The organism is Roseobacter weihaiensis, from assembly GCF_020622345.1.
GTDB classification, from domain to species: Bacteria; Pseudomonadota; Alphaproteobacteria; order Rhodobacterales; family Rhodobacteraceae; genus Roseobacter; species Roseobacter weihaiensis.
In genome coordinates this window covers 63,892-90,376 of record NZ_JACNMO010000002.1, presented here as the reverse complement: position 1 = coordinate 90,376, position 26,485 = coordinate 63,892, and the positions used below count along the sequence as shown (strand labels likewise).

At 59.6% G+C, this 26,485-nt stretch carries 30 protein-coding genes; 4 read left to right on the top strand and 26 right to left on the bottom strand.

Going from position 1 to position 26,485, the window contains the following annotated elements; genetic code table 11:
- Nucleotides 1–61: 61 nt before the first annotated feature.
- The 23 genes from cysE to fabD all read right to left on the bottom strand — a co-directional run bounded on the left by cysE (nt 62) and on the right by fabD (nt 20,733).
- The gene (gene cysE, locus H7847_RS02745; RefSeq protein WP_227267855.1) at nt 62–871 is read right to left on the bottom strand and encodes a serine O-acetyltransferase; all 810 of its coding nucleotides are present in this window, start codon (nt 869–871) and stop codon (nt 62–64) included.
- A 126-nt stretch (nt 872–997) separates the two neighbouring features.
- Nucleotides 998–4,948, bottom strand: a complete 3,951-nt coding sequence (locus H7847_RS02740) for a baseplate multidomain protein megatron (RefSeq protein ID WP_227267854.1) — start codon at nt 4,946–4,948, stop codon at nt 998–1,000.
- Nucleotides 4,948–5,394 (bottom strand): C40 family peptidase, encoded by a 447-nt coding sequence (locus tag H7847_RS02735; protein ID WP_227267853.1) that lies wholly within the window; start codon nt 5,392–5,394, stop codon nt 4,948–4,950. The genes H7847_RS02740 and H7847_RS02735 overlap by 1 nt, the downstream gene beginning before the upstream one ends.
- Nucleotides 5,391–6,278, bottom strand: a complete 888-nt coding sequence (locus tag H7847_RS02730; protein ID WP_227267852.1) for a DUF2163 domain-containing protein — start codon at nt 6,276–6,278, stop codon at nt 5,391–5,393. Before H7847_RS02730 ends, H7847_RS02735 begins: the two co-directional genes overlap by 4 nt.
- Nucleotides 6,278–6,910, bottom strand: a complete 633-nt coding sequence (locus H7847_RS02725) for a DUF2460 domain-containing protein (RefSeq protein ID WP_227267851.1) — start codon at nt 6,908–6,910, stop codon at nt 6,278–6,280. The genes H7847_RS02730 and H7847_RS02725 overlap by 1 nt, the downstream gene beginning before the upstream one ends.
- A gap of 15 nt (nt 6,911–6,925) precedes the next feature.
- Nucleotides 6,926–7,585, bottom strand: coding sequence for a phage tail tape measure protein (locus H7847_RS02720; protein ID WP_227267850.1), 660 nt, complete (start codon nt 7,583–7,585; stop codon nt 6,926–6,928).
- A gap of 14 nt (nt 7,586–7,599) precedes the next feature.
- Nucleotides 7,600–7,785, bottom strand: a complete 186-nt coding sequence (locus H7847_RS02715) for a rcc01693 family protein (protein ID WP_227267849.1) — start codon at nt 7,783–7,785, stop codon at nt 7,600–7,602.
- Nucleotides 7,782–8,099 carry a gene transfer agent family protein gene (locus tag H7847_RS02710; protein WP_227267848.1) on the bottom strand — a complete coding sequence of 106 codons (318 nt, stop codon included), beginning with the start codon at nt 8,097–8,099 and terminating at the stop codon, nt 7,782–7,784. The genes H7847_RS02715 and H7847_RS02710 overlap by 4 nt, the downstream gene beginning before the upstream one ends.
- A 2-nt stretch (nt 8,100–8,101) precedes the next feature.
- Complete coding sequence (locus H7847_RS02705; RefSeq protein ID WP_227267847.1) at nt 8,102–8,515, bottom strand: phage major tail protein, TP901-1 family; 414 nt, start codon at nt 8,513–8,515, stop codon at nt 8,102–8,104.
- Between the two features lie 30 nt (nt 8,516–8,545).
- Nucleotides 8,546–8,956 carry a DUF3168 domain-containing protein gene (locus tag H7847_RS02700; RefSeq protein ID WP_227267846.1) on the bottom strand — a complete coding sequence of 137 codons (411 nt, stop codon included), beginning with the start codon at nt 8,954–8,956 and terminating at the stop codon, nt 8,546–8,548.
- The gene (locus tag H7847_RS02695) at nt 8,953–9,291 is read right to left on the bottom strand and encodes a head-tail adaptor protein (protein WP_227267845.1); all 339 of its coding nucleotides are present in this window, start codon (nt 9,289–9,291) and stop codon (nt 8,953–8,955) included. The genes H7847_RS02700 and H7847_RS02695 overlap by 4 nt, the downstream gene beginning before the upstream one ends.
- Nucleotides 9,288–9,887: a head-tail connector protein gene (locus tag H7847_RS02690; RefSeq protein WP_227267844.1), complete on the bottom strand. Its 600-nt coding sequence runs from the start codon at nt 9,885–9,887 to the stop codon at nt 9,288–9,290. Before H7847_RS02690 ends, H7847_RS02695 begins: the two co-directional genes overlap by 4 nt.
- Before the next feature lie 162 nt (nt 9,888–10,049).
- Nucleotides 10,050–11,228 carry a phage major capsid protein gene (locus H7847_RS02685; protein ID WP_227267843.1) on the bottom strand — a complete coding sequence of 393 codons (1,179 nt, stop codon included), beginning with the start codon at nt 11,226–11,228 and terminating at the stop codon, nt 10,050–10,052.
- A gap of 67 nt (nt 11,229–11,295) precedes the next feature.
- On the bottom strand, nt 11,296–11,853 hold the full coding sequence (locus H7847_RS02680) for an HK97 family phage prohead protease (RefSeq protein ID WP_227267842.1): 558 nt from the start codon (nt 11,851–11,853) through the stop codon (nt 11,296–11,298).
- A gap of 35 nt (nt 11,854–11,888) precedes the next feature.
- Nucleotides 11,889–12,110, bottom strand: coding sequence for a GTA head formation protein, RCAP_rcc01685 family (locus H7847_RS02675; RefSeq protein ID WP_227267841.1), 222 nt, complete (start codon nt 12,108–12,110; stop codon nt 11,889–11,891).
- Nucleotides 12,103–13,281, bottom strand: coding sequence for a phage portal protein (locus tag H7847_RS02670; RefSeq protein ID WP_227267840.1), 1,179 nt, complete (start codon nt 13,279–13,281; stop codon nt 12,103–12,105). The genes H7847_RS02675 and H7847_RS02670 overlap by 8 nt, the downstream gene beginning before the upstream one ends.
- A 162-nt stretch (nt 13,282–13,443) precedes the next feature.
- Nucleotides 13,444–14,814 carry a DNA-packaging protein gene (locus H7847_RS02665; protein WP_227267839.1) on the bottom strand — a complete coding sequence of 457 codons (1,371 nt, stop codon included), beginning with the start codon at nt 14,812–14,814 and terminating at the stop codon, nt 13,444–13,446.
- Nucleotides 14,815–15,349: 535 nt separating this feature from the next.
- Nucleotides 15,350–16,516 (bottom strand): endolytic transglycosylase MltG, encoded by a 1,167-nt coding sequence (gene mltG, locus H7847_RS02660; RefSeq protein WP_227267838.1) that lies wholly within the window; start codon nt 16,514–16,516, stop codon nt 15,350–15,352.
- Nucleotides 16,516–17,775, bottom strand: coding sequence for a beta-ketoacyl-ACP synthase II (fabF, locus tag H7847_RS02655; RefSeq protein ID WP_227267837.1), 1,260 nt, complete (start codon nt 17,773–17,775; stop codon nt 16,516–16,518). The genes mltG and fabF overlap by 1 nt, the downstream gene beginning before the upstream one ends.
- A 79-nt stretch (nt 17,776–17,854) precedes the next feature.
- Nucleotides 17,855–18,388, bottom strand: a complete 534-nt coding sequence (locus tag H7847_RS02650; RefSeq protein ID WP_227267836.1) for a GNAT family N-acetyltransferase — start codon at nt 18,386–18,388, stop codon at nt 17,855–17,857.
- A 173-nt stretch (nt 18,389–18,561) separates the two neighbouring features.
- Nucleotides 18,562–18,795, bottom strand: coding sequence for an acyl carrier protein (locus tag H7847_RS02645; protein ID WP_227267835.1), 234 nt, complete (start codon nt 18,793–18,795; stop codon nt 18,562–18,564).
- 253 nt (nt 18,796–19,048) lie between these two features.
- Entirely contained in the window at nt 19,049–19,786 is a 738-nt protein-coding gene (fabG, locus tag H7847_RS02640; protein ID WP_227267834.1) for a 3-oxoacyl-[acyl-carrier-protein] reductase, read from the bottom strand.
- Between the two features lie 14 nt (nt 19,787–19,800).
- Entirely contained in the window at nt 19,801–20,733 is a 933-nt protein-coding gene (gene fabD, locus H7847_RS02635; RefSeq protein WP_227267833.1) for an ACP S-malonyltransferase, read from the bottom strand.
- A 202-nt stretch (nt 20,734–20,935) separates the two neighbouring features.
- On the opposite strand from fabD, the gene H7847_RS02630 reads away from it, so the two are divergent.
- Nucleotides 20,936–22,135: a cytochrome b/b6 domain-containing protein gene (locus H7847_RS02630; protein WP_227267832.1), complete on the top strand. Its 1,200-nt coding sequence runs from the start codon at nt 20,936–20,938 to the stop codon at nt 22,133–22,135.
- Between the two features lie 67 nt (nt 22,136–22,202).
- On the opposite strand, the gene H7847_RS02625 is transcribed toward H7847_RS02630, so the two are convergent.
- Nucleotides 22,203–22,772 (bottom strand): YceI family protein, encoded by a 570-nt coding sequence (locus tag H7847_RS02625; protein ID WP_227268121.1) that lies wholly within the window; start codon nt 22,770–22,772, stop codon nt 22,203–22,205.
- Nucleotides 22,773–22,918: 146 nt separating this feature from the next.
- A complete protein-coding gene (locus tag H7847_RS02620) occupies nt 22,919–23,407 on the bottom strand; it encodes a hypothetical protein (RefSeq protein WP_227267831.1) in 489 nt (162 codons plus the stop codon).
- A gap of 270 nt (nt 23,408–23,677) precedes the next feature.
- Here H7847_RS02620 and rpsF point away from each other — a divergent pair, with 270 nt between their 5' ends.
- Genes rpsF through rplI form a run of 3 tightly spaced genes read left to right on the top strand, consistent with a single transcriptional unit; the run spans nt 23,678 to nt 24,946 of the window.
- Nucleotides 23,678–24,040 carry a 30S ribosomal protein S6 gene (rpsF, locus tag H7847_RS02615; protein WP_227267830.1) on the top strand — a complete coding sequence of 121 codons (363 nt, stop codon included), beginning with the start codon at nt 23,678–23,680 and terminating at the stop codon, nt 24,038–24,040.
- Between the two features lie 26 nt (nt 24,041–24,066).
- Nucleotides 24,067–24,294: a 30S ribosomal protein S18 gene (gene rpsR / locus H7847_RS02610; protein ID WP_013961325.1), complete on the top strand. Its 228-nt coding sequence runs from the start codon at nt 24,067–24,069 to the stop codon at nt 24,292–24,294.
- Nucleotides 24,295–24,304: 10 nt separating this feature from the next.
- Complete coding sequence (rplI, locus tag H7847_RS02605; RefSeq protein ID WP_227267829.1) at nt 24,305–24,946, top strand: 50S ribosomal protein L9; 642 nt, start codon at nt 24,305–24,307, stop codon at nt 24,944–24,946.
- Nucleotides 24,947–25,128: 182 nt separating this feature from the next.
- Here rplI and tig read toward each other — a convergent pair whose 3' ends face one another.
- Nucleotides 25,129–26,460: a trigger factor gene (gene tig, locus H7847_RS02600; protein WP_227267828.1), complete on the bottom strand. Its 1,332-nt coding sequence runs from the start codon at nt 26,458–26,460 to the stop codon at nt 25,129–25,131.
- Nucleotides 26,461–26,485: the final 25 nt, after the last annotated feature.

Here is a 26,485-nt window from a genome sequence, read left to right as displayed (position 1 = left end):
CCACAACAGAAAAGCCGGAGGCGCAAACCTCCGGCTTTTCAATGTCTTAGTGCTATTGGTTTCAGGCGTCCGGGCCCAGCATGTGGTTCATCGAGACAGAGGGCTGGTCGCAGCCCGCCTCCCCAACGATACGTGCCGGGATACCCGCCACGGTTTTGCAGGGTGGCACCTCTTCCAGAACAACCGAGCCGGCAGCAATGCGGCTGCAATTGCCGACCTTGAGGTTCCCCAGCACCTTGGCACCGGCACCGATCAGAACACCGTCACCGATTTTTGGATGACGGTCCTCTTCTTCCTTACCGGTCCCGCCAAGGGTGACCGAATGCAGCATCGACACATTGTCGCCGACCACGGCCGTCTCGCCGATCACGATCGAATGCGCATGATCAATCATGATCCCCTTGCCGATCTGAGCTGCCGGGTGAATATCCACCCCAAAAATTTCAGAAACGCGCATCTGCACGAAATAGGCAAGGTCACGGTGTCCGTTCTTCCAAAGGTAATGGCCGACGCGATAAGCCTGCATGGCCTGATAGCCTTTGAAGTACAGGATCGGTTGCAACAGGCGGTGGCACGCCGGATCGCGCTGATAGATCGCGACGAGATCCGCACGCGCTGCTTGCACCAGCGATGTGTCGGCGGCATACGCATCTTCGACCATTTCACGGACGACAACCATCGACATCTCGTTCGAGGCAAGCTTGGCTGCGATCCGATAAGAAAGCGCTTTTTCGATGCTTTTGTGATGCAGGATACAGGCATGCAAAAAACCGCCCATCAGTGGCTCGTCTTGTGCCGCCTGCCGTGCCTCTGCACAAATCTGATCCCAAGCGGGGTCAACTGCTGCGATGGTCTGTTGAAGTTTCGCCATGAAGATCATCCTTTCACGCCATCCCTACCTCATCCAGGGGCCGGAAACCAAACGCAAAGCTGTGATGCATTGTATTACGTTTCGACATGAGCCGGAGGCGGGTTTGAATGGAATGATCTTATCATCCTACACGGAAAGGGGCAACTTTGCGCTCAGACCTGGACCATAGACCGCCGAGATCTGCGCCACTTGAACCTCAAATGCTCCGGTCAGACCGTCTGCTGCCTGTTCCGACAACGGATAGGCCCACAGTGACTGCGTCACGATCGTTTCTCGCAACAGCGTCCCGCCTTTGAACACACGGATCATATAGCTTTCTGCCTCTTCGCCGAGGGGTATTTCGGGCGTGTCCCATGTATCACCGTCAACACGGGTGCGGCGAATCCAGGTCAATTCGATCCCGCCGCTTGCATTGGTTGCCGCGCGCAGGTGTGTTGGAGCATAAGGCCGTAACCCATTGCCATCAAAGGCATCTGTTCGTTCAACATAAGACGGATCAAACACCGATCGGCGCGCGGGCCCGATCCGGTAGCTCTGTGCTACCCCGCGCAGATTGCGCGACAGATCGATCTGTTCCGGAAAGCCATTCAGCAATACAAACCACGACCCTTCCGGCCATGCCTCAGGCATCAATCCATCGCTGCCAAGCTGACCGCGCAACCGCCGGCTGAGCTGGTAGGTATCCACATCGACAAGGTCTGCCTGCGCAAATTGAAAGAGCTCCCAGTTCCCCGGTGAGCCGTCCCCGATGGCGGCAAGATTGGCACCACTCAGCAAGGTTTGGTCATTGACCGAACTCAAAGCGCCGCTCATCAGCTTGACCTGCAGCGCTTTTCCATTGTCAAAACGTCCAGAGGGCGCACCATCCAGACTGTTTTGCGTTGTGCCAATGATTGACCGCGCGCCAATGATGTTGAGCAGCCGGTAGTCACTTTCACTTGGTGACTGATACACGGCGACGGAGCCTGGCCAAGGCTGCGCGGTGGCCGCAAAGTACGGCGCATGCGGCACCTCGTCCCCAGAGATAAGGGGCAAGTCCAGAAAGAGCGGAAACACAGGCACTGGCGGAACGAATGGTTTGGGGCTTTCCACTTCTTCCGACAGGTTGGCGGGCACATAGACTTCAGGATCAATCCGCACTGCCTCAGCCAGCTGAAGAGCCCCCTGCTCGACACGGTCAATCCGGTAGAGAGCCCGGCCTTCCTGTTGTTCACCGTTCAGCGCGATGACATCCCCTGCCCCCAATGTCATCATCGACGGCGGCAAGGCAAATCGAATGGCATCCCGCGCGACCCGTGCCTCTGTGAGCCAACGTTCCACGACCTGGCGTCCTTCGACTCTTGTGAGTGCAATCGGGACTTCGGAGGTTGCGACCGAATGGGTCCGCTCATCCGCCAGAACCGCTTCTTCAGCCAGAGCGTCAAAAGCCGCATCCGCTTGCAGGAATCTCAGCCTGACGCGACCTGATATCTCAGCATCCGCTTTCCGCATCTGCTCTACCGTGCCGTCGAGTTCGGTCGACAGGGCCAGTGTTTCACGATCAAGATCAATCGCCCCGCGTCCGTTCCGCATGCGAAAGACCAACACGCCGTCGCGTTCAATGGCATCAAAGGAGTACCGCAGCATCAAGGGCTGCAAAGAGGCCCGCGCTTCTGAAACGTCACTGACGATATAGCCGCGCACCACTCCGTAGAGCTTGGATGTATCAAAGGCGGTCAAACCAGCCTTCAGGCAAATCTCCGCAACAATAGAGGACAACGCGCGCGCCGAGGTCCGCCCGTTGATCCAATGCCCGCGACCGTAGTTTTCCGCATCGCTCCATAGCGAGAGATTGTTTGGGAAATAGGGATAGGGACGCGCGTCCCAGGCCCAGACGAACGCACGGTCCATATTCACCATCGGTGCGTTGTAAACTGATGAGACCGGATTGTTCTCGGGCGCGTCCCAATAAGACACCATCGCGCGCAGGTACTGGCTTTGGATGAGATCATCGCGCGCGCCATTGGAATAATGCGGCAGGCTGCTTTCAGACGACTTGACGTCAACGAATTTGTTTGGCTGGTTGGTGCCCTTGTCGATGGAGGCACATCCCAATTCCGTAAACCAGAACGGCTTGGATCCAGGTGTCCACGCGGTGGGCGTTGGTTGCCGGACACCATCAATACGGTCAAAATGTTGGTTTTCCCACCAGTTGCGCAAATCCTTGTAGCGAAAGACCCAAGGCTCACTATGTGCACCGTCTTCTATCGGCGTGCGGATCTGTGCCGCCCGCGCCGCGTCGGAGGCGTAGAACCAGTCATACCCCTCGCCCCCCGCGATATTGCTGCGCAGGTAGTCCAGGTCGTAGATCGTTCCAACATCCGCATCCGCATGGAGATCGCCATCCCGCCAATCCGAAAGGGGCATGTAATTATCGATGCCGATGAAATCGATATTTGGATCGGCCCAAAAAGGGTCAAGATGAAAGAAGCGATCATTGGAACCGTCCTGCGGCTGGTAGCCGAAATACTCGCTCCAATCCGACGCATAGCTGATTTTGGTCCGAGGGCCCAACAGCGCACGCACCTGAGCTGCGAGATCTCTGAGCCGTTCCACGGCGACAAACCGATTGTTCTCTGCCCGGATCTGGGTCAGCCCGCGCATCTCGGAACTGATACAAAACGCCTCAACGCCACCGGCCGCGGTGCAAAGGGCAGCATAATGCAAGACAAAACGGCTGAGCGTCCATTCCTGCGGACCCGCGTAAAAGACCTGACCACCAGAAACGCTAAAATGCTTGGCTCTGGCTTTGCCAAAAAATGCATCCACTTCTGTTTCTGCAGCGGGTGTGCCATCGGGGGAGCCGCTCACACCGGGAGCCGTCGAGAGGGTTATGCGCCCACGCCAAGGTAGCTTCGGTTGATTTTGCTCCGGCGCGTAAGGGTTGGGCAAGGTGTTGTTTTCAAGCTGATCCATCAGGATAAACGGATAAAACATGACCTGTTTACCCGAGGCGCGCATGGCCTTGATGGCTTGAATAACGGACTGGTCCGTCGGCGTTCCGCCATAAATGGGCCGCCCGTCCTGCAGCGGCATCTCCTGAGCTGACGGGCGGGTCACCCCGGCAACGGTCCAGGGCATGTTTGGCGCATCATAGAGCTTTTTTTCGACCCTTGGACGCACCGAACAACTGCCGCAGCGCAGATCATTGCCAAACCAAGACACCACAAGCGAGACGGCTTCGCAATTGGGTAACTCGTCCCCCATCGTTTCCAGCGACACAGCAAAATCTGTTTTCTCCGTCGGGGAGTTCAGGTTCGCGCTCCAGCGGCTGCCAGGTCCGGATGAGTAGTAAACCGGCGTCGTGGCAAGCGAGTACTCACCGGTCCCGGGGATCAGTGCGACAGATCTAATGCCATAGGTTGGCGCAATCGCCGCGTCTTCTTCGTCGCGCTGCTCAGGTCTTGATATCTCGAACGAGAATTGCGGAACCCGGTTGCCAAAGGGCTCAAGATCCAGGTTCTCAAAGACCACATATGCCGTACCGCGGTAAGCAGGTACCTTGCCTGCCCCTTCGATCGCTTCCATGACCGGATCAGGCAGCTGATCTTTATGTCCCTTGTAAATTCTCATGTTGAGATCGTCGGGGGCAACCTCTTCTCCATTGGCCCAAACCCGGCCAATGCGCGTGATCTCTCCTTCACAGATCGCCACCGCGATGTTGACGGAATAGCTGTAGCTTCGCGTCGTTGTTTTTGGCTGGCTCGGTGCGCCTTTACCCCCACCGCCGCCGCCACCGCTCGTGGTGATGGCCACGTCTTCGGCGAAGTCGGACGCCCAAATGACCTGCCCTCCCAGACGGATGCGTCCATATACCTGCGAAATCGGTTCACCCTCACCCGCGTTCGAGAGCCGAAACCGGTCCACACGGCCAGTTTCAATCACCTCAGAGCCGGTGCCTAAAACACTCTGGTCAATCACCTTGCCGACGGTGGCACCCACCGCGCGTCCGATGACTGCCGTTGAAAGGCCGGCAACGGTGCCGCCCAAGGAGCTGCCAACAGCCCCTCCGACAGCGGATAAAACAATCGTGGCCATTAGCTGACCTCCTCAGGAAATGAAAACCGCGCCACAATGCGACGCCGCCAAGGTAGACTTAGGGGGCTCTCAATGACCCCGTATTTCGAATAGGCGTGTATGAAACGCGCAGCTTTGCCAACGCCGGAGACGACCCCCAGGTGTTTGGCAACGGATCCTTGTCGCATTCGAAAGAGCAGCACGTCCGCTGGAGCTTCCGCAGCAAGCGGTTTCGGCGTCAAATGTCGCAACGCCGCCGCCCATAGCCGTTCCTCACCCTGCGGTTCAGACCAATCCATCGAATAGGCCGGAACGGCCTCTGGTTCATCGCCGTACACCGTGCGCCAAATCCCCCGCAAAAGACCCAGACAGTCCGCCCCCGCCCCAAACACCGAGGACTGGTGGATGTAAGGCGTTCCGATCCAACGGCGGGCTTCGATAACAATTGCGTTTTGAAGCGTGGTCATCTTCTGCTCCCGCCCGTATTGGCCCCGGAGGATTTCGGCACAGCCATCATCCAGTCATCTTCCGGCAGATCCGGGAAGCCCTGAAAATTGGCGAGGTTTTGGAATTTCAGCCTGCATGTTTCACTGCGTTTGTCGCATCCGGCGATCAATCGAACGGTGACACCATAGGCCAGCGGGCTTCGTATCGGCTCCCACAGCTCAATCGTGCGGGTTTCACCCTCCAGCCGGTCCTGTTTCACCATCCCCCAAAGCCCGGCTGCCGGACCTTCAAGGACTTCGAGCCGCCCGCGGGCGAACCAGTCCTGTTCGAAGCCGTCAAACCCTTCCCATCGGAAAATCCGCGACTGGTCCGTATATTCAACCGCCAGCTCGATTGAAAAACCAGGTTTCGTTACGTCAAATCGGCAGGCACTATCGCTGAGCACAGCGGTACAGGGTTTCTGGTACACCCTTCCCAGCGGACGATTCAGTGCTTCTGTCAGCCCGCGAAGTTCGGCTTGAAAGCCACCATCCGCGCGGCTGAGCTCTCCGATGAGGCCGCGAAACTGCAAGCGTCGTTGACTGACATCGGTCCAGTTCACCATCCAAGCCCGAACCTCAGCACCGTCAAAGCGCCCCTGTTCAATTTCGTCTTCACGAATTGACAAATCGCTCAGCGCCCCAAGGGCTTCGGTATTGTCGACAGACAACCCCGTGCTCTGCGCCAGCGACAACGCGGTGAGTCCTGTGTCTGCACGGAAAGTTATACCCTCAAAGCTGAGATCGCGGTCGTGATCGGTAAACCCCAGTATCGTGCCGTCTTTGCGTTCTATCGCCCAGGCGTGAGCGATGGTGGTCAAGCCACTTTTCAAATGGGCTTTCAACCCTGCATGCATGTCAGCCATCAAACCCGCACCTCGATGATCGGCACCGTCGGAATCTCTCCGGCCTGGAAGCTAGCGACACTGGTTTGAATGCTGCCAGTGTCAAACCGCACCGGCACATCGAACTCAAAACCGGCTGTTATCGGCAGACCCATGGCCGGTGGCGTTGCAAAGGTTATCACCCCCGTTGCCAGATCGACCGTGAAATCGGTTCCTTCCTGCGCTTCATCAGACCCCAAGCCGACCCGCACTGTGCCTGCCACAGGTTTCTTGATGGGACGCGTGTAGGAGTATTCTCCAGAGCGATATGTCTTCGCGATTTCAAATTGCATCTGTTCGTCATCGCCCGTACCCAGTTCCTGATCGAAGGCGGTGATGTCCAGTGACGGTTTGCACGACCTGTAGTCGGACCAGTCCTTCCAGCGGAAGGCGAACAACTGACCGTACCGTGCTTCGAAAAATGCGATCATCGTCTCCACGTCATCCAGGGATCGCATGCCCACACCGGCGTCATAGCGTCTGCGCGAATGCGCCCAGGGCGAGTTGCGCTCCTCAAACCCGTTGCTGATGGTGACCACGTCCGTGCGTCGCTCCGGTCCGCCAACCGAGCCAAAGCTCAAAGCTGCCGGAAATCTTACATCATGAAACTGCATCTAACTGTCCCTCCTTTACCGGTTGCGCTGGCCACGCCCCAACGCGCGTGTCATCTGAGCTGCAATCTGTCCTTGCGAGCGCTGGAACCCCTGCACGTCCGGCGTGGTGATGTTCATGACAATGGTCTGGCCACCGCCACCCGCACCCCGCACCCCAAGTTTGCCATCGGCCCCGCGCGCGAGCGGCATGATCGCCTCCGGTCCTGCCTCCCCCATAACGCCCATGCCACCGCGCATCCCGAAAGGCGTGGTGCTGCTGACAACACCGCCCGTGGCAAAGGGCATCACCCGCCCTTGGCTGAAGGGCGCGCCGTTCGCAAAGGGCAAGATGTTTTCCACAAAACCACCGACGCTATTGGCCAGCGCACTTCCCAGCCCGCTTGTGACAGGGCGGATCGCAGCACTATAGGCGGTGTTGACCATGCTCTCTCTGATGGTACTCAGCGCGTCGGAAAGCTTGACACCATCAAAGATAACGCCGTCAAAAGCCCGGCGCAATCCATTGCCAAATCCACGCTCCATCGCAGCAACATTTTTGCTCGTGGCTTCCAGAGAGCTCTGCATCCGGCGCAACTCACCGTCAAAGCCCGTGACCAGAACACTCGTCTGACCCAAGGTGTCATTCAGGCGCTCCGCACCCTCTGCCAGGTCATCATAATCATCATCATCGGTCATCGTGTTGGTCCCTTCTATGTCTTGTCAGGATAGGCGGTCATAAGCGCCTCCAGCCCGTTGCTCAGAAGCGGGCCGGTCTTTGCCGGATCGCCAAGCATCACCTGCAACTCCGCAGGCGTGAGCGTCCAGAATTCATCCGGTCGCAACCCCAACTGCTGCAAACCCGCCCGCATCAAGGCGGGCCATTCGATCCGGTTCACGTCTCAGGCAGGACAAAGGCGCGGGCCAAAAGCTCCGCCGCTGCCCGTGCCGCCGCCAAAGGGCCACCCGCAATCTCTGCATCCATCAGCGCCCCTTTCGGCAGAGCGGATTGTCCACCCTGCAGCCCGGCTTCCAACAGGGCGATGACATCGCGGCTGGAAAAGCGATTAGCCTCAAATCGCTCCACCAAAGCCACAAGCGATTGCTCGTCAAGTGTCGTTTCAAGCTCGGCCAATGCGCCCAGTGTCAGACGCATGACATGGCTCTCGCCGTTGATCCACAACGACACTTCTCCCCTCCATGGATTGGCCATGATCAGATCGCCGTGAACGTCAGGTTGCCGGCACTGGCCAGAGACAGCTCGTAGGTCGCTTCACCATTATGGCTGCCGCTGTATTCGATTGCCGTCACCTGAAAGGGGCCTTCGACAATGCCAAAATCCGGAATCACCACCTGAAAGTTCGGGGCTTCGCCATCAAAAAAGAGCTGTCGGGCGCGTTCATCTGTATCCGCATCGCGAAAAACGCCGGATCCGCTGATCGACACAGACCGCACGCCTGCACCGGACAACAGCTCACGCCAGCCGCCCTGGCTCTCCAGGCTGGTCACATCAATCGTTTCGGCGTTGAAGCTCACCCGCGTTGCGCGCAGCCCTGCCAATGTGGTGAACTGACCATCTGCGGCCATATCGACCTTAATCAAAAGGTCCTTTCCGTTCTGAGCACCCATGGGTTGTCTCCTATCAAAAAGTGAAAAGTGTCATTGGTCGTCCACACGTGCGCGAAACCGCAACACGATCTCGCGCGCCGCACTTGCATCGATCCGGCGTGCCTCGGCGCGCTCAAAATGCAAGAACACCAACCGTCCCCGGCTGAGCGTCAATTCGGCATCGTGCAAGACATCCGAGATCGCAGCGGCGACCGCCTTGGCCCCGGCAAAGCCTGGCTGAGTGGTAAAGACAGAGATTTCCAGCCGGTGCAATGCACCGTTGCCTGTCTGGTCAGAGGCGTCACTGACCCGTTCCCGGCCAAGGCTGACGTAGGTTTCCGGCATGTTTCCGGTCGGCACAGCATCGTAGATATCTGCCCCTACCAACGCGGCCAGGGTTCCATCAGCACCCAATGCCCCGTAGATGGCGGCCTGAAGCGCGCCCGACATGGCATAGCTCATATCGCAGTCTCCTCTGTTGCAAAGCAGGCAAGGTAACGACCTTCCGGGTCCTCCTCGGCAACAGCCTGAATGAGAAACAAACGATCACCTTCGCGAAATCTCTGCTCCGGCTTTGGTCTTTCAATTGATCCAGACGGCGCGCCACGCACGATGATGCGGTAGCTCATCTGAGAGATGGCGGCCCCGGATGTGGCCGTTTCACGTCCCGTGCGCGGCACGATCTGAGCCCAAAGTAACCCCAAGGTCTGCCACTCGATCACAAAACCACCGCTGCCGTCTCCCACACGCTCAGGCGCTTCAAGGATAAGCCGCCGGCTCAACCGAGGAGCGGTCATCTCAGCCCCCCTCCGCCAAGCCGCATGACCTTGTAGCGTTCAATCAAGCTGGTGACGCCAAAGGGCATGCATCCGTCGCCCAGGCTGGTTTCATGGCGATACTCATAGTAATGCGCAGCCAGCAGGAAAACGGCTTGTTGCAGGTCAGACGGGATGTCATCCCATCCGGCGCCGAAGCCTGCTTCAAAGTCGATCACCACCGCCCCGCCTGTCGGAATCATCGGCAAACTGGCACCGGTCGCGCGCAGTCTGGGGCGCTGGCTGTCGCGTTCCAACCAGTAGCTGGTCGCACTGACATCTGTTTGTGTCCCGTTGCGTTCAACTGTAGCAACCCGCGAAATGGCGTTCACCGGGGCGACCGGCAGCCCTTGCGCATCGCGGTCACGCCAGAAGCTCAACGTCCACGAAAAGCTGCGCGCAACCAGAACCTTGCCGGTGCGGGCTTCAATGGCGGATAGCGCAGCGCGTAAAAAGCCCGTCAGAACTTCATCCTGCGTTGTCCCCTGACCAAAGCCTGTGCCCAGTCGGAGATGCGCTTTGAAGGCTTCGACCGGGAGTGCCGCATCCGGCACCGTCGTTTCTTCGATCAACATCATGGAAGGTCTCCAAAAATCATCCCCCCGGTATCAGTTGCCGGGTGCACATCCTGCTTGCATTGCTCGGTCGGAGGGGAACAGCTAGACAACACAGCATCTACGGGTACGCACCCGGCCCGGATCGCCTGACCCAAAGGCCAGGCACCGGTATCGCAGCCTCCGTTAGGACGCCGCGAATTTCAGAAGTTTGATGGCCGCAAAATCGCTCACATCTCCACCAACCCGCTTGGTGGCGTAAAAGAGCACGTGTGGCTTGGCGCTGAAGGGGTCCCGCAGAACGCGCAGATCTGGGCGCTCAGCGATCGTGTAGCCCGCCTCGAAATCACCAAAGGCAATGGCATCGGCCCCGTCGGCAGGGTCAGGCATGTCCTCCGCGATCAGAACCGGGTACCCCATCAGACGCGCAGGTTCTGCGGCTGCCAGCCCATCAGACCACAGGAAACGACCGTCCGCGTCTTTCAGCTTGCGGATCAGACCTGCGGTCTTGGAGTTCATGACAAAGGTGGCGTTCGCGCGGTACTGCGCGCCAAGTGCATAGATCACATCCACCACTGCTTCCGGTGTCACATCACCCGCATTGCCGGTGGGCACATAACCGATGTTGCCCCAGGACCAGATTTCATTGTCCACGGCGGTGTGATCCAGAATGCCCTTGGGTTTGTCGACCCCATCACCGGAGATGAAAGCCGCCGCTTCGGCGCGAGCGAATTTATCCGCAATCCGGTTCGCCAACCACCCCTCAATGTCGAAAGCACTGTCATCCAACAGACGCTGTGATGCCTTTGGCAACGCGCTCAGCTCGTGCAACGGGATGGTGATCCGATCAATCTGAGGTGTATCGGTTTCGGACAGGGTGCCCGTTTCGGTCGCCCAGCCGGCCCCCACGTCGGTGTGATCGACAAGCACGTCGTAGGACGTGGCCTCCACATTCACGACCGACGCAATTGCGCGCACGGACGCTGCGGCCTTCAGCACCGACTGCACGGTTTCGGAGGTCTGAGGGTCCACCAGATAGCCCCCGTCCGAGTTCACGGCCGTCGACAGGGATTTCACTTCCATCTCAAGGCCGCGCAGGCCATCATCATCTCCTGAACGCAGGTACGCGTTAAAAGCTTTCTGATGCGGTGCGCCGGCGTCTACCGACCCACCAAGAGGCGTACGTTGAGGGGTATTTGTTTTACGGTCCAGCATGGTCAGTCGCTCTTCTGTTTGTTGAAGTTTTGTATCAATGTCGGTTTGGAACTCTTTGAAATCAGTCACAAAGCCCATTACGGCCTGTCTGACGTCCTCGGCGGGGGACAAACCTATCCCGCCCGCCGCCTTTGCTTCGGTCTTGCTCATGGCAAATTCCTCAAATTGTAGTGTTCAGGTCAGGCGTCTTCTGCCCGACCGCAACGACAGGAGCGCGTCAGCGGCGCGCCAGATCGGCGCGCGCACCTTTGAAGGCGGCGGCCATGTCACGCAGAGAACGGTCCAGATCAGTGTCTTCTGACTTTGCCGTAATCCGCGCACTGGGCAGCATCGGGAAGGTCACAAGCGACACCTCCCAAAGCTCCAGTTCCGTCAAGAGCCTCTGGCCCTCAGCGTTCTTTGTGGCTTTGCGGGTGCGGTACCCGATCGACAGACCGTCGATGGCACCTGCCTCGATCAGCGCCATGGCCTCACGGCCCTTTTCGACGCTCTCCAGCAAGCGGCCCTTTACCCAAAGACCCTTTGCGTCCTCGCGCACCTCATCCCAGATACCAATGGGCTGTGCGGGATCATGTTGCCAGAGCATCTTCACACGCCCACCCTTTTGCGTCAGCGACGCCAGGGACGCAGCGTAGGCGCCCGAGGCCACCACATCATTGCCCTGATCGACGGCGCCAAATAGGCTCGCATAGCCACAGATAACACGGCCATCGCGCACCTCCACATCATCGCCAAAGCGCGCAAACTTGCGCTCCAGGCCGGTTTCATACTCCATCACATCTCTCCTCAGAACTTCGCTCGGAACCCTCTTCACGGCACCGCTGCCAGTATTGATTGCAGCCCTTGACCCAAGATCATCGCCACAATGCCGTAGACGGTCAGCCAAAGGCGTTTTTCCAGCCGTTCCATCATCTCTTCAACGCGGTCGAGCCGCTTGAGCAGATTGTCGTGCTGGATTTGCGCGACCCGCTCGTGTGCTTGCAACCGAAGGCCGGGGGCGCATTCAAAGCGCTCAAACCCCGGATCACTCATCCGCACTCACCGCAGGCAACCCGAGCAGGGCGCGTTTTTCCGCTTGGGTCAGAAAATCTGCCGACGCCACCCGGTTCCACTGCGCGTCGCGCTCTGTGGCGAGCGCCGGCACCTGATCGAGATCGGGCTTGATCTCAATCGCTTCCCCGGTGTGACGCGCCAGCCAATGGGCCAGCGCCGCCGTGACCCGCGTGGCCAGTGGCAACACGGTCAGGCGATAAAAGGCGCGGTGTGCCTCCTGATAATTCGAATAGGTCGCATCGCCCTGGATGCCCAAAAGCATCGGCGGCACCCCAAAGGCCAGGGCGATCTCACGCGCGGCGGCCTCCTTGGTTTTCTGGAATTCCATGTCGGAGGGCGAAAACCCCATAGGCTTCCAGTCCAGCCCGCCTTCCAGCAGCATGGGGCGGCCCGCATTGCGCGCGCCCTGGTGATGGCTCTCCATCTCGCTGACCAGCCGCTCATACTGATCTGTGGCCATGGTGCCCTGACCTTCCGCCCCCCGGTAGACAATAGCCCCTGACGGACGCGCCGCATTGTCGAGCAGCGCCTTGGACCAGCGGCTGGCGGAGTTATGCACATCCACGGCCATGGCGGCGGCTTGCATCGGGCTGAAGCCGTAGTGGTCATCCTGCGGATGAAAATTCTTGATATGGCAGACCGGCACCACAGGCCCGCTGGCGTCAAACCGGTGCTTGCGGCCTCCGACCGCGTATTCATAAGCGACCGGCCAGCCGTCTGGGCCGGGCACGACACTCATCCGGTCTGACCGCAGCACATGCAATTCATCCGGCACACCCAGATCGCCTGCGACAGCCTCCACATAGCCGTTCCCCGTGAGCAGCATCTGCGCATAAAGCGCTTCCAGCAGCTCTGCCCTGCCCTGCATCGGATTGGGCCGCGCCACGAGATCAGCCAGCGGGTGCATGTCGTAGCGTTGATCGGCATCCTGCAACACCAATGGCAAGGCTGCCGCCGCTTCTGCGATCAGCTTCACCGATCGAAAGCCAACCGGGTTGCCCGAGAAGCCGGTACGGGTCAGCGATACCGCATCCCGGGGGCTCCACGCCACCCGGCCGGAGGTCTGATAGGCCACCACGGGCCCTGTAGCGCTCGCCTTCTGCTCTGGCACCTCTGCCTGAGCGCCGCGCCGTAGAAAGTTGAAACCCATGTCGTTCGCTCCTCAAGTCAGTGCCGCAGATCAAAATGCCGGCTGGGGATCTGACCCCGGAACCGGTTTGTTCTTGCAGCATCGAATATCCTGTAAATTCCTGACGAAGTGGTCATCGACACGTCCGTGCGATTAACACTCCGGTAAGGTTCTCAAATCGCCCTAAAGCGAGCGCACACGCGGCGCGCGCCACTTCGCCACAGGCTCGATCATCAGCTCGTGCAGCGCCCAGACCAGCGCATCCACCCGGTCGGGAGAACCCTGGCCTTCATAGCCCTGCACCGTCATCCGGCACATCTGGTCTTCCAAGGCGTCCAACGCCCGCATATGCCGCACGCGCCCCTGCTCATAGAGGGCCGCGACAGGCTCGGCGCGGGCCACCTTGCCACGGCTGGCATGCACACCCTTGAAGGGAACCAATGGATCAACCTGACGAAGGACTTCCGCCACCATCTGCCCGCCCTGATTGACTTCTGCCACGAGCCGGTCCGCGCCATATCGCTCCATGGCGCTGATCGCTGCTTGCGCCCATCCTGACGGGCTCGCCCCCTGCACCGTGCAATCGGCCAGAACATAGGCACGCCAATCCTGGGGCGCCCCGCTCATCTTTACACCCGCAACGACAATCCCGCACTCATCTGATGCGGCAGTGCTGGTGGTTGAAGGATCCACTGCAACCACGATGCGGTCCAACTCAGGCAGGGTCTCACACCGCAAGGCCTCCAGCCCGGCGGTTGTCCACAACGCCCCTTCGGCGTCTTCCAGAAGAACGCCGTCCAATTCCTGCCGGCCCAGACGGGTCCCCGCATAGCGCGCCCGCACCTCGTCCAGAAAAGAATTTGCCAGATTGGCCGCATTGGCCTCGGTTGGCGCGTGTGTCACGACGGTTGACGGCGATTTCAGTAAAGTCTTCAAGACGCCCACGTTGCGCGGCGTCGTTGTGACGCAAACCTGGGGTTTGTCGCCCAGACGCAGCGCGAACTGCAACATGTCCCAGGTGTCTTGTGCCTTTTTCCACTTGGCCAACTCATCTACCCAGGCCGCGTCGAATTGCGGCCCGCGCAACCCCTCGGGGTCAAAAGCGGAATGGATCGTCGCAATCGCCCCGTTCGGCCAAACCAATCTCTTGCGCCCGGCCTCCCAGACCGGGCGCCTGTCCTCCGGCGAGCAGGCCAGAATCCCGCTGTCGCCGAAAATCATCACTTCGCGAACCTGCTCGATTGTCTCTCCCACCAAGGCGACACGGCGCGCGCGCCCTTCGTCAAGCGGCTTCGACCCCTCGACCTGGGCCCGGACCCATTCGGCCCCGGCCCGGGTTTTTCCGGCTCCCCGGCCCCCCATGATGACCCATGTCCGCCAATCGCCCTCGGGGGGCAGTTGGTGGTCCATGGCCCAAAACTCAAACAGGTAAGGGAGAGCCAGAAGCTCTCCCTCGGTTAAGTCATTCAGGAAGGCGTCCTGCACGTGCTGTGCAGCGGAGCCGATCCAGCTTGCACCCGATCTCAGCCCGGGCCCGCCCAAGATCGAGGGCATAGCCTCCTTTTGCGATTCCGGCTGATTTGCTGCGACATTCGACAAGACGGTTCTCCACTTCCTGACAGGTTTTCAGCAGCGTCGTTGCCGAGGCCACCGTCCTGCTGTTTTGCGTCTTTTCCAATCCTTCACCTGCGCGGACCTTTTCTTTGAGGTCCTCGATCTCTTGGCGCAGGTCTTTTATGGATCCGATGACCGAATTCAAAAGGTCTTCAGTTTCGGACGCTACGTGCTCTGGGGTTAGTAAAGTCATTCAGGTTTTTACCTCTCATGCGCGTAGTCTCCGCACGAGAGAAACGAAAAAGCGACCCATCGGGGCTGTCCCCGGGGTCGCTTGCCCACTTCTTCTAGCATGTCACAAGTTATACGTGTGACCGTTCGCAAAGTCAAGGAAAATCAATTTGTTAACAACTACCCACCGTACGGTGCCATTAACGTTTTGCCACCATGCTGACGGACAAGGGACCTTTGAGGCGCTCGTTTCCATTCGTCATCTAAGGCGAATTACGCCTGCAAACCCTATGCACATGGTGCATCAGTTGTTATCGGATTGCTCCGCGCGTTCGGCCTCAATACGGCGCCAGACCGCGACGTTCCGGTTGTGCTCGGCCAGTGTTTCGGCAAAAGCGTGCCCGCCCGTGCCATCCGCAACAAAGAAGATATACGGCGTCTCCAGCGGCTGCGCTGCGGCCTGCAGGCTGGCCATGCCGGGATTGGCAATCGGTGTCGGCGGCAGGCCCTCGATCACATAGGTGTTCCAAGGTGTCGCCGCGCGCAGCTCGCTCTGACGCAGACCCCGGCCCAGAATGCCCCGGCCCTCTGTCACCCCATAGATCACTGTCGGGTCCGTTTGCAGACGCATACCACGATTCAAGCGGTTGATAAAGACGCTTGCCACCTGTCTGCGCTCATCCGCGACGGCGGTTTCCTTTTCGATGATGGAAGCAAGCACCAGCAGCTCTTCGGGGCTGGCGATTGGCAGGTTCTCCGCCCGCGCATCCCAAGCCTCCGCGACGCGCTGCTCTTGCACGACCTGCATCCGGTCCAAAATGGCGTCCCGCGTGTCACCGGGGCGTACTTCGTAGCTGTCGGGTGCCAGCGCGCCCTCGGGCGGCAGGGTCTCCACGGTCCCTTCCAGGATATCCATCGCCTTCAGGCTCTCGACCACCTGCCAGGAGGTCACGCCTTCGGCCAATGCCACGCGGAACCGGGTCCCGGCGGCGGTCTTACGATCCTGATAGGCCTCGGGGGCCGCGTCCTCAACCGGGTTAAAATTGGCCAGCTCAACCAGTTGGTTGGTCTGAGGATCAAGCTCGCGCAGTTGCACGCCGACCCGGTTCACCCCAATCCGGTAGATCACCTCGGTGCCACAAGTGCTCGCGCCACCGCGGGTAATGGCGTCTACGACCTGTGCCATGGAAGCCTCGGCCGGCACCAGAAAACTCCCGGCTTTCAACTGGTCGGACTTATCTGAATACTCCGCCCCCATGCGAAAGATCGCCCCGGAGCTGACAACCCCGTCCGCCTCAAGGGTTTCGCTGACCGCCCGCATGGTCGACCCGCTCGGCACATCCACGCAATAGGCCGATGTCAACGGACCCGCCCCGTCGTACTGCGTTTTCCCCCACAGGATCAGGCCCGCCACCAGGAACAGCAGCACAATCAGCAGGGTCACCGCATTTGAAGCGATATGACGCCACATTATCCGATCTTCCCGAATATGATGCTGGCGTTGGTCCCGCCGAACCCGAAGGAATTCGACAAGGCCACGTTAATCTCGCGCGGCCGCTTGGCGTTGGGGGCCAGATCAACTTTCGTCTCCACAGCCGGATTATCAAGATTGATCGTGGGTGGTGCCACCTGATCGCGGATCGCAAGGACCGAGAAAATCGCCTCAATGGCCCCCGCCGCCCCCAAAAGATGCCCTGTCGCTGATTTGGTCGAGGACATCGTGACGCCCCCCGCATGTGCGCCCAGCATCCGCTCCACCGCGCCAAGCTCAATGGTGTCGGCCATGGTCGAGGTGCCGTGGGCATTGATATAGTCGATGTCCTTAGGCTCAAGCCCCGCGTTGCGCAGCGCGTTGCGCATGGAGCGTTCGCCGCCCTCGCCGTCCTCGGAGGGCGCCGTGATGTGATACGCATCCCCCGACAGGCCATAGCCCATCACTTCGGCGTAGATCTTTGCCCCGCGGGCCTTGGCGTGCTCATATTCTTCCAGCACAACGATGCCCGCCCCTTCGCCCATGACAAACCCGTCCCGATCCGCATCATAGGGGCGGCTGGCCTTTTGCGGGTCATCGCCCCGCTTGGTCGACAGCGCCTTGCACGCGTTAAAGCCCGCAATCCCGATCTCGCAAACGGCCGCCTCGGCCCCGCCCGCAATCATAACGTCCGCATCCCCGTGCTGAATGAGGCGGCTCGCATCCCCAATCGCATGCGCGCCGGTCGAACAGGCCGTCACAACCGAATGGTTCGGTCCCTTGAAGCCGTATTTGATGCTCACCTGACCCGAGATCAGGTTGATCAACGCGCCGGGGACAAAGAAGGGGCTGACCCGGCGCGGACCCTTTTCGGCCATCATCACCGCCGTATTGGCAATGGAGTTCAGCCCACCGATACCAGAACCGATCAGCACGCCGGTGCGCTCCAGGCTCTCTTTGTCCTGAGGCTGCCAGCCTGCGTCCTTGACCGCCTGCTCCGCGGCCGCCAGACCAAATAGAATAAACGTATCCACTTTGCGCTGCTCTTTCGGGGCCATGTAGGCGTCAGCGTTAAAGGTTCCGTCACTGCCGTCGCCCAGGGGCACTTCGCAGGCATATTGGGTCACCAGATTGCTGGGATCAAAGCCGGTGATCTGCCCCGCGCCGGACTGGCCGTCCAGAATTCTGGCCCAGCTTGCCTCGACCCCATCCGCCAGCGGCGTAACCAGGCCAAGCCCTGTGACAACTACTCTGCGCATCGCGATGCCCCCTTCAATTCTTGTCCCCCCATACAGTGAGCCGCCGTTTCTGTGCAAGTGCCGATCAAGTCCCGCCGCCCTACTGTGGCGGACCCTTGCGCTCCATCAGCGTGACCGGCTCCCCCTTATAGGTCGTCTCCCGCAACAAGGTGTAGCCGACCTCCTCGGCAATTCTCAGTGAGGCGGCATTGCGCGGATCAATCAGGCAGACCAACCGCCCGGTCACAACACGGTCGAACCAATCATGCGCAGCCCGCACAGCTTCGCGCGCGTAACCCTGGCCGTGCGCCTCGGGGGCCAGCACCCAGCCCGCTTCGGGCACATCATCAAAATCCGGTCCGAGATCACGTTTGGCGTAGAAAAAGCCAACCTGCCCCGACATATCCGGATCGCGGTGTCGATGAATGGCCCATTGCCCAAAACCAGTGATTTGCCAATGGCCGGCATGGCGCAGGAAGGCAGCCCAGGACTTGCTGCGCGGCCAGGGTGCGCCGTCAATGTGAGCGACAACCTCAGGCATCGCCCAAATCTCGGCAAACCGATTGAAATCTTCTGCCCGCATGCCTCTCAGTGTCAGGCGATGCGTATTAATCGTTGGTATCGTGCGCGACATAGTATTTCTGCCTCAGTTCGCGGAGCGGGGCTTGACGCCCTCTGCCTGCAACCATGGCGCAGATATCCCTGCCAATTCAACCCCCCCGAGAAGCCCGGTCATGAAAATGGCGCCTCCCTACAACAGGAGAGGCGCCATTTTATACGATTCACCGGAGAATGCCGGTGTGCGGCTCAGGACGCTTCGGTGATGAACTTTACCGCGTCGCCAAAGGTCTGGATGGTCTCGGCCGCGTCATCGGGAATTTCGATGCCGAATTCTTCTTCAAAGGCCATTACAAGCTCGACAGTGTCGAGGCTGTCCGCGCCCAGATCATCGATAAACGATGCACTCTCGGCCACTTTATCCTCTTCGACACCAAGGTGTTCCACAACGATTTTCTTCACGCGATCTGCGATGTCGCTCATAATAGTCCCTCATTCATTCAGACCAGATCTGGCCCGTTTCGGTTGCATGGGCCCGGCGCGCTGCCGGATACACATGCGTATGCCCCAAAAGGGGCGGCTCGATCCCCGCAAGGCCAGGCATAACGCCTGACAACAACAGGGAGTGTTGGCGCAGCAACTACAAACGCCGGGTAAAAACTGCGCCCCCTTTAACACAAGCTGCAGTGATGGCAAACGCATTGTACGTGTCACCTGCAGGGGCTGCCAATCCGGCTTATAACATGGCCATGCCGCCGTTCACATGCAAGGTCGTGCCCGTCACGTAAGCGGCTTCGGGACTGGCCAGATACAAAACACCCGAGGCGATCTCTGATGCTGTCCCCATACGACCGGCGGGAATTTGACCCATGATTCCAGCCTTCTGGTCGTCGGTCAGCTTGTCTGTCATCGCCGTCTCGATAAAACCGGGTGCTACGGCGTTTACAGTAATCCCGCGGCTGGCCACCTCATAGGCGAGGCTTTTGGACATCCCCACCATGCCCGCCTTGGAGGCCGCGTAATTGGCCTGCCCCGGATTACCCGTCGCTCCGACAACGCTGGAGATATTCACGATCCGTCCCCAACGGGCCTTCATCATGCCGCGCATTACCCCTTTGCAAAGCTTGAAGGTGGCGGTCAGGTTCACGTCCAGCACGGACTGCCACTCCTCATCAGACATCCGCATGAAGAGATTGTCGCGGGTGATCCCGGCGTTGTTGACCAGGATGTCAACCGATCCCATTGCCTCGACCGCGGTCTTCGGCAGCGCCTCCACCGCCGTCATATCCGACAAGTTGCACGGCAGCACATGGGCGCGGTCGCCCAGATCAGCGGCCAGCGCCTCCAAAGGGTCAACGCGCGTGCCCGAGAGGCCTACAGCCGCTCCTGCCGCGTGCAGGGTTCGGGCAATCTCGGCGCCGATGCCGCCCGATGCGCCGGTGACCAGTGCGTTTTTTCCTGTCAGATCAAACATCTCAATATCCTTCCTCAGGCATCCTGTGCCGCTTTGATATCTTCGGGGGTTCCGATGGCGCGTGATCCTGCCTCCCTGGCGATGCGCCGGATCATGCCGCTGAGCGCCTTGCCCGCGCCGATCTCCCAAAACGCGGTCACACCCTGAACCGCCATCCATTCAACAGAGGTCTTCCAGCGCACTTGACCGGTAACCTGCTGGATCAGCAAGGCCCTGATCTGCACGGGATCGCTGACCGCCTCGGCACAAACATTGGCAACAAGCGGGACCGCCGGGGCGCGCATCTCGACGCTCTCCAGCGCCTGCGCCATCTTTTCCGCGGCAGGGGCCATCAGGGCGCAGTGAAACGGTGCCGAGACCGGCAGCATCACGGCGCGCTTTGCTCCGGCCTCCTTGGCCAGCGCGCAGGCCCGCTCCACCGCGGCCTTGTCCCCCGAAACCACGTTCTGCGCAGGATCATTCTCGTTTGCGACCTGGCAGACCTGACCCTCCGCCGCGCGGGCCGCCACCTCCGTGACCGTGTCGAAATCCAGCCCCAGAACCGCCGCCATGGCCCCTTGCCCGACGGGGACGGCCTGTTGCATGGCCAGCCCCCGCGTGCGCAACAGACGCGCGGTGTCCGCAATTGAAAAAGTGCCTGCGGCGGCCAGCGCCGAATACTCCCCAAGACTGTGACCCGCCACGTAAGAGACAGCCTCCAGCCCGATCCCTTCCGTCTCCAGCGCGCGGATCGCCGCCATCGAGGTCGCCATCAGCGCCGGTTGCGCATTCTCGGTCAGGGTCAGCGTCTCGATGTCGCCGTCCCAGATCAGACCGCTCAGACGCTCGCCCAGGGCCTCATCCACCTCGTCAAAGACAGCCTGCGCCGCCGGATAGGCCTGCGCCAGCGCCCGGCCCATCCCGATGGTCTGCGCCCCCTGGCCTGGAAAGACAAATGCAATGCTCATGAAATGCGCCCCCTGATCGTAAGTCTGAAGCTCCGCTTAGCCTGCCCGTGCCGCAAGGGCAACGGTCAGTGCCCGCGATTCAGCCTCGGCCGTTGCTTCAACACCTCACGATCCCGCGCAGCATATGTGCGTTCAGGCAGATTGTTGTGACAGATCGCATTCTTACTCTACATGGGACAGAAAGACTGACCGGAGATGTCCGATGCCCCTTTCCAATACCGACCGTCATTACGGTGCCGTGGCCAAAACCCTGCACTGGTCGACCGCCCTGCTGATCCTGACCCTGATCCCGCTGGGCATCTTTGCCAATGACCTGCCCTATGACACCTCCGAAGAACTTGCCCGCAAGGCCTGGTTCTTTTCCCTGCACAAGACCCTCGGTGTCACGGTGTTCTTCGTGGCCCTCGCGCGGATTCTCTGGGCCATCAGCCAGCCCAAACCTGCCGGGCTGCATCCGGATCGCAAGTTTGAGACCTGGGCCGCACAGACCGTGCACTGGCTGCTTTACGGGTCCTTGTTGCTGGTTCCGCTGTCCGGCTGGGTGCATCACGCCTCGACCGCCGGGTTCGCGCCGATCTGGTGGCCCTTCGGACAGAACCTGCCGCTTGTGCCAAAATCTGAAACGCTTGCGGCAACAACCGCCGGGCTGCACCTCGTTTTTGAACGGGTGCTTGTCATTTCAATCCTGCTGCACATCGCCGGTGCGCTCAAACACCACATCATCGACCGCGATGCCACCTTGCGCCGGATGCTGCCGGGCCAGCCTTCTGTGCCGGATCTGCGCGATGGGCACAAAGGGGTCCTGCCCATCGTGGCCGCTCTGACGGTTTGGGCGGGCGCGCTTGCCATCGGGTCGGGTCTGGGCGTCTACCAGAGACACGACAGCAGTGTGCAGGCCGCCGCGTTGGAGGCCGTTCAATCGGACTGGGCGGTTCAGGACGGCACGCTTGAGATCACCGTGACCCAGCTGGGCGGCCCGGTCACCGGCAGCTTTTCAGACTGGACCGCCGCCATCAGCTTTGATGAAGCGGTCGAAACAGGGACCGCAGGCTCCGTTGAGGTGATCGTCTCCATCGGCTCCCTGACCCTCGGTTCGGTAACTTCCGAAGCCCTGGGAACAGACTTTTTCAACGCCGAAGCCTTCCCCACAGCCCAGTTCAACGCAACCATTGAACGCGGCCCGGACGGCTATGCGGCTGTCGGAACACTCACGATCAAGGATCAGACGCTGCCCGTGACACTGCCCTTCACCCTTGATTTGGCAGAGAATGTCGCCGCCATGCAGGGCGGTCTGACCCTCGACCGTCGGGAGTTCAACATCGGCAACTCCCAGCCGGACGAAGGGTCGTTGGGCTTTGCGGTCGAGGTGACGGTCGCGCTGACAGCGGTTGAGGGCGGGTGACACCAGGGCAATAAAAAAAGCCGCACAACCGTGGCGCGGCTTTTTGATCTCTGCGAGATGTGTGGTTCTACTCTGCTTTCATCGCCTCGATCGAGATTCTCACTTCAACCTCGTCGCTGACAAAGGGAGCAGCCCGCCCCAATCCGAAATCAGACCGCAGCAGCGTCGTTGTGGCATCAAACCCTGCCCACTCCTGATTGGCCATCGGGTGCATGCCCGTCTGGTTCAGAACGGCGTCCAGCACGACGGGCTGGGTGATGTCATTCATCGTGAGATCGCCGCTGATCTTGGCGGTATCCTCGCCCGTCACCTCAATCGCGGTGGAGGTAAAGGTGATAACGTCCTCTTCCGTCGCGCCAAAGAAATCTTCGGACATGAAATGCTCTTCACGTTCTTCCCAACCGGTGAACATGCTCCGGGTCGGCATCGATACGGTGACGGAAGAGGCCGCAGGATTTTCCGCGTCAAACATGATCTCTCCCTCAAAGCCGGAGAACATGCCGAAAGTCGTGGAAAATCCAAGGTGGTCATAGCTGAACAGTACCTGGCTGTGACTGGAATCCAGCACGTATCGATCAGCCGCAGCCGCGAAAGAGGCGCTGGTGGCGAATGCTGTGGCAAGAAGAAGGGGTTTCATCATTTGAATCTCCGAGTTGCTGCTAATTCTTTTAAATGGGGTAATTCAGCTCAAAGACAAACGCGGATCACGAACAGGTTATGCGCGCAAATGAACATTGCGCGCATAATTTCAAAAGATGGTGCGTGTTAGACAAATAGCGTCGGTTAAAGTTTGCCCGCAACACGCAGCGCTGTCACAAGGCTGCGGTGCGAAACGCGATCTGTTGCGGCGACTTCGGCCAAAAGGGTCTTGTTCTTTCCCCACAGTTGCACATGCGTGCCGGAATTCTCCACCAGGGTCAGATCCGCAAAACTGCAACGATCCAGGATCTGCCGCTCCTTGCCGCGGATCCGCACAAGCCGGACTTCATGGCAAATGGTGTCGATCTCGACCTTTGGAGGTATGGGCCGCACAAAGCCCTGCAGACACCCGATGCCGACCATCCCCGCAACCGCAGAGCCCAATAGCTTCAGCAGCAGGACATCATGCCCCCAATTGGCACCGGGCGCGAACCACAGGCCAAAAGCCGCCATCACCAACGCCCCTCCCAGAACACCCTGCAGGGCGCGCCACAGCATGCGACCGCCGTCAACAGCCCGGACGGGCTGAGGTCCGATTGATTCAAAATTCGCGGGGTCGGCTGCGCTTGTCATACTAAAACATCCTCATTCATGGTTAACGAGAAGCTAACGGGACAAAAGAGACCGAAATGAGACAGGTTCTTGGCGCTGAAAGGGTGATTTTACGCAAAAGATGCGATCCGCCGCCCCCTGCGAAACCACCGCTCTTGCGCCACACCGCAAAGCGTGTATACGGGCTTTTCCTTTTGCAAACTGTTTGAACCGCGCAGTCTCTCGTGGTGGGGCGGCAAAAGGCAAAAGCCCTGCCTTTGAAATGCGCCTTGATATAAATGAGGAACACACATGCCTTTGTATGAGCATGTTATGATCGCCCGTCAGGACCTGTCCAACACACAGGCCGAAGGGCTGATTGAACACTTTGGAACCGTTTTGTCCGACAACGGCGGCCAGCTCGTGGATCACGAGTACTGGGGCGTCAAAACCATGGCGTACAAGATCAACAAGAACCGCAAGGGCCATTATGCCTTCCTGCGCTCTGACGCACCGGCCCCGGCCGTGCAGGAGATGGAGCGCCTGATGCGTCTGCATGACGATGTGATGCGCGTCCTGACCATCAAGGTCGATGCGCATGCCGAACTGCCATCGGTTCAGATGCAAAAACGCGAAGAGCGCGGGGATCGTGGCGACCGCCGCGAACGCCGTTGATCAGCTTTAGGAAAAGGACATAACCCATGGCCACAAAACCATTTTTCCGCCGTCGCAAAGTCTGCCCCTTCTCGGGCGACAACGCGCCAAAGATTGACTACAAAGACACACGTCTGCTGCAGCGCTACATTTCTGAGCGTGGCAAGATCGTGCCCTCCCGCATCACTGCAGTCTCTGCCAAGAAGCAACGCGAGCTGGCCCGTGCCATCAAACGCGCCCGCTTTCTGGCGCTGCTGCCCTACGCCGTGAAGTAAGGAGAACACCATGCAAGTCATCCTTCTCGAACGTGTCGCAAAGCTCGGACAGATGGGCGAAGTCGTCGATGTGAAACCCGGCTACGCCCGCAACTTCCTGCTGCCACAAGGCAAGGCCCTGTCGGCCTCCAAAGCCAATATCGCGGCTTTCGAAGATCAGAAAGCACAGCTTGAGGCCCGCAATCTTGAAACCAGGAAAGAAGCGGAAAGCCTGGCCGAAAAACTGAACGGTCAGCAGTTTATCGTGATTCGCTCTGCCTCGGATTCAGGCGCGCTTTACGGCTCTGTCACCACCCGTGACGCGGCTGAAGCTGCCACGGCAGAGGGTTTTTCGGTTGACCGCAAGCAAGTCGTGCTGGAGCCGATCAAAGAACTGGGCCTGCATTCCGTGCAGATCGTTCTGCACCCGGAAGTAGACGCCATGATCGAATTGAACGTGGCACGCTCCCCTGAAGAAGCTGAGCTTCAAGCCTCCGGCAAGTCGATCCAGGAGTTGGCCGCTGAAGAAGAGGCTGCTGCTGATTTCGAAATCCAGGAGCTGTTCGAAGACATCGGTGCCGCGGCCTCCGATGACGAAGAACTGGCAGAAGCCGCAGGCATTGAAACACCTGCCGAAGACGCACAAACGGATACGACACCCTCCGCGACCTGATCGCGCCTGTTCAAGAAACCGAAAAAAGCCGCGCCTGAGTTGCGCGGCTTTTTTCGTGACGGCGCCTGACGTTGACATCCCAAGCTGGTAGAAAAGAAAAACGCGCAGGGTACTGCCCGGCGCGTTTTTGTCAGTTCAGACCAGTGGTCGTTGCCCCTATCGGGCTCAGGGACAGCAGAGTTTTATTCTTCTTCCAGCGCCTCAACAGCTTTCTGAAGTTCCTCTTTTGACACCTCTTTCTCTGAAACTGTCGCCTTGTCAAAGACGTGATCCACGACCTTGTCTTCAAAGATCGGGGCGCGCATCTGTTGCTGCATCTGCTGGTTTTGCTGCACGAATTCAAAGAATTGGCGCTCCTGACCCGGATACTGGCGTGCCTGGTTCATGATCGCCTGCGTCATCTCCGCGTCGGAAACCTCAACTTCTGCCTTCTGACCGATCTCGGCCAACAAAAGGCCCAGACGCACCCGGCGTTCCGCAAGCTTGGTGTGCTCTTCGGTGGCCTCGATCTCTGGGTGGTCGTGGCCTTCCACATCCGGGTTCTCTTCATGCCAGAGCTGGTGGGCGATCTGCTTGGCCTCTGCCTCGACCAGCGAGGGCGGCAGATCGAAGGTTACCATTTCGTCCAGCGCGTCCAGCAAGGAGCGCTTCATCACCGCCCGCGCAGCCCCGGCATATTCCGCTTCCAGACGCTCGGAAATCTGGGATTTCAGACCCGCAAGGTCCTCGGCCCCGAACTTCTTTGCCAACTCATCGTTGATCTCAGCGGCAACCGGCTCTTTGACGTCCTTGATCGTGCAGTCAAAGATCGCCTCTTTACCGGCCAGATGCTCGGCCTGATACTCTGCCGGGAAGGTTACCGTCACGGCCTTCTCCTCGCCCGCCTTGGCGCCAACCAGTTGCTCTTCGAAACCGGGGATGAAGGAATTTGACCCCAGCACCAGCGGGTAATCCTCCGCCGACCCGCCGTCAAACGCCTCACCCTCCACTTTGCCGACGAAATCCATTATGATCTGGTCGCCGTCTTTGGCCTTGGAGCCTTTCTTGCGGGCTTTGAAGTCCTGCGCGGTCTCCGCCAGATTGCCAAGCGCCTCGTCAACGGCCGCGTCATCCGCCTTGACCGTCATTTTCTCCAGCTTGACCTTGCCATAGTCAAGCTCTGGGATGTCTGGCAGTGCTTCGTACGACATGGAGACCTCGACGTCGTCGCCCTCTTTCCAGTCTTCGTTGGTCATCTTGACCTCGGGCTGCATCGCCGGGCGGTCACCGGATGTCTTAAAATGGTCGTTCATGGCGCCATCGATGCTTTCCTGCATCGCTTCACCGATCACGCGCTGACCAAATTGCTTTTTCAGCAGCGCCATGGGCACCTTGCCTTTGCGAAACCCCTTCATTTCAACCTCAGGCTGGGCCTCGGCGAGTTTTTCGTCGACCTTAGTCGCCAGCTCTTCCGCCGTGACGGTGATTGAATAGCTGCGTTTCAGACCTTCGTTCAGCGTCTCGGTGACCTGCATGTGTGCTCCATAGGGTAAAGCGCGC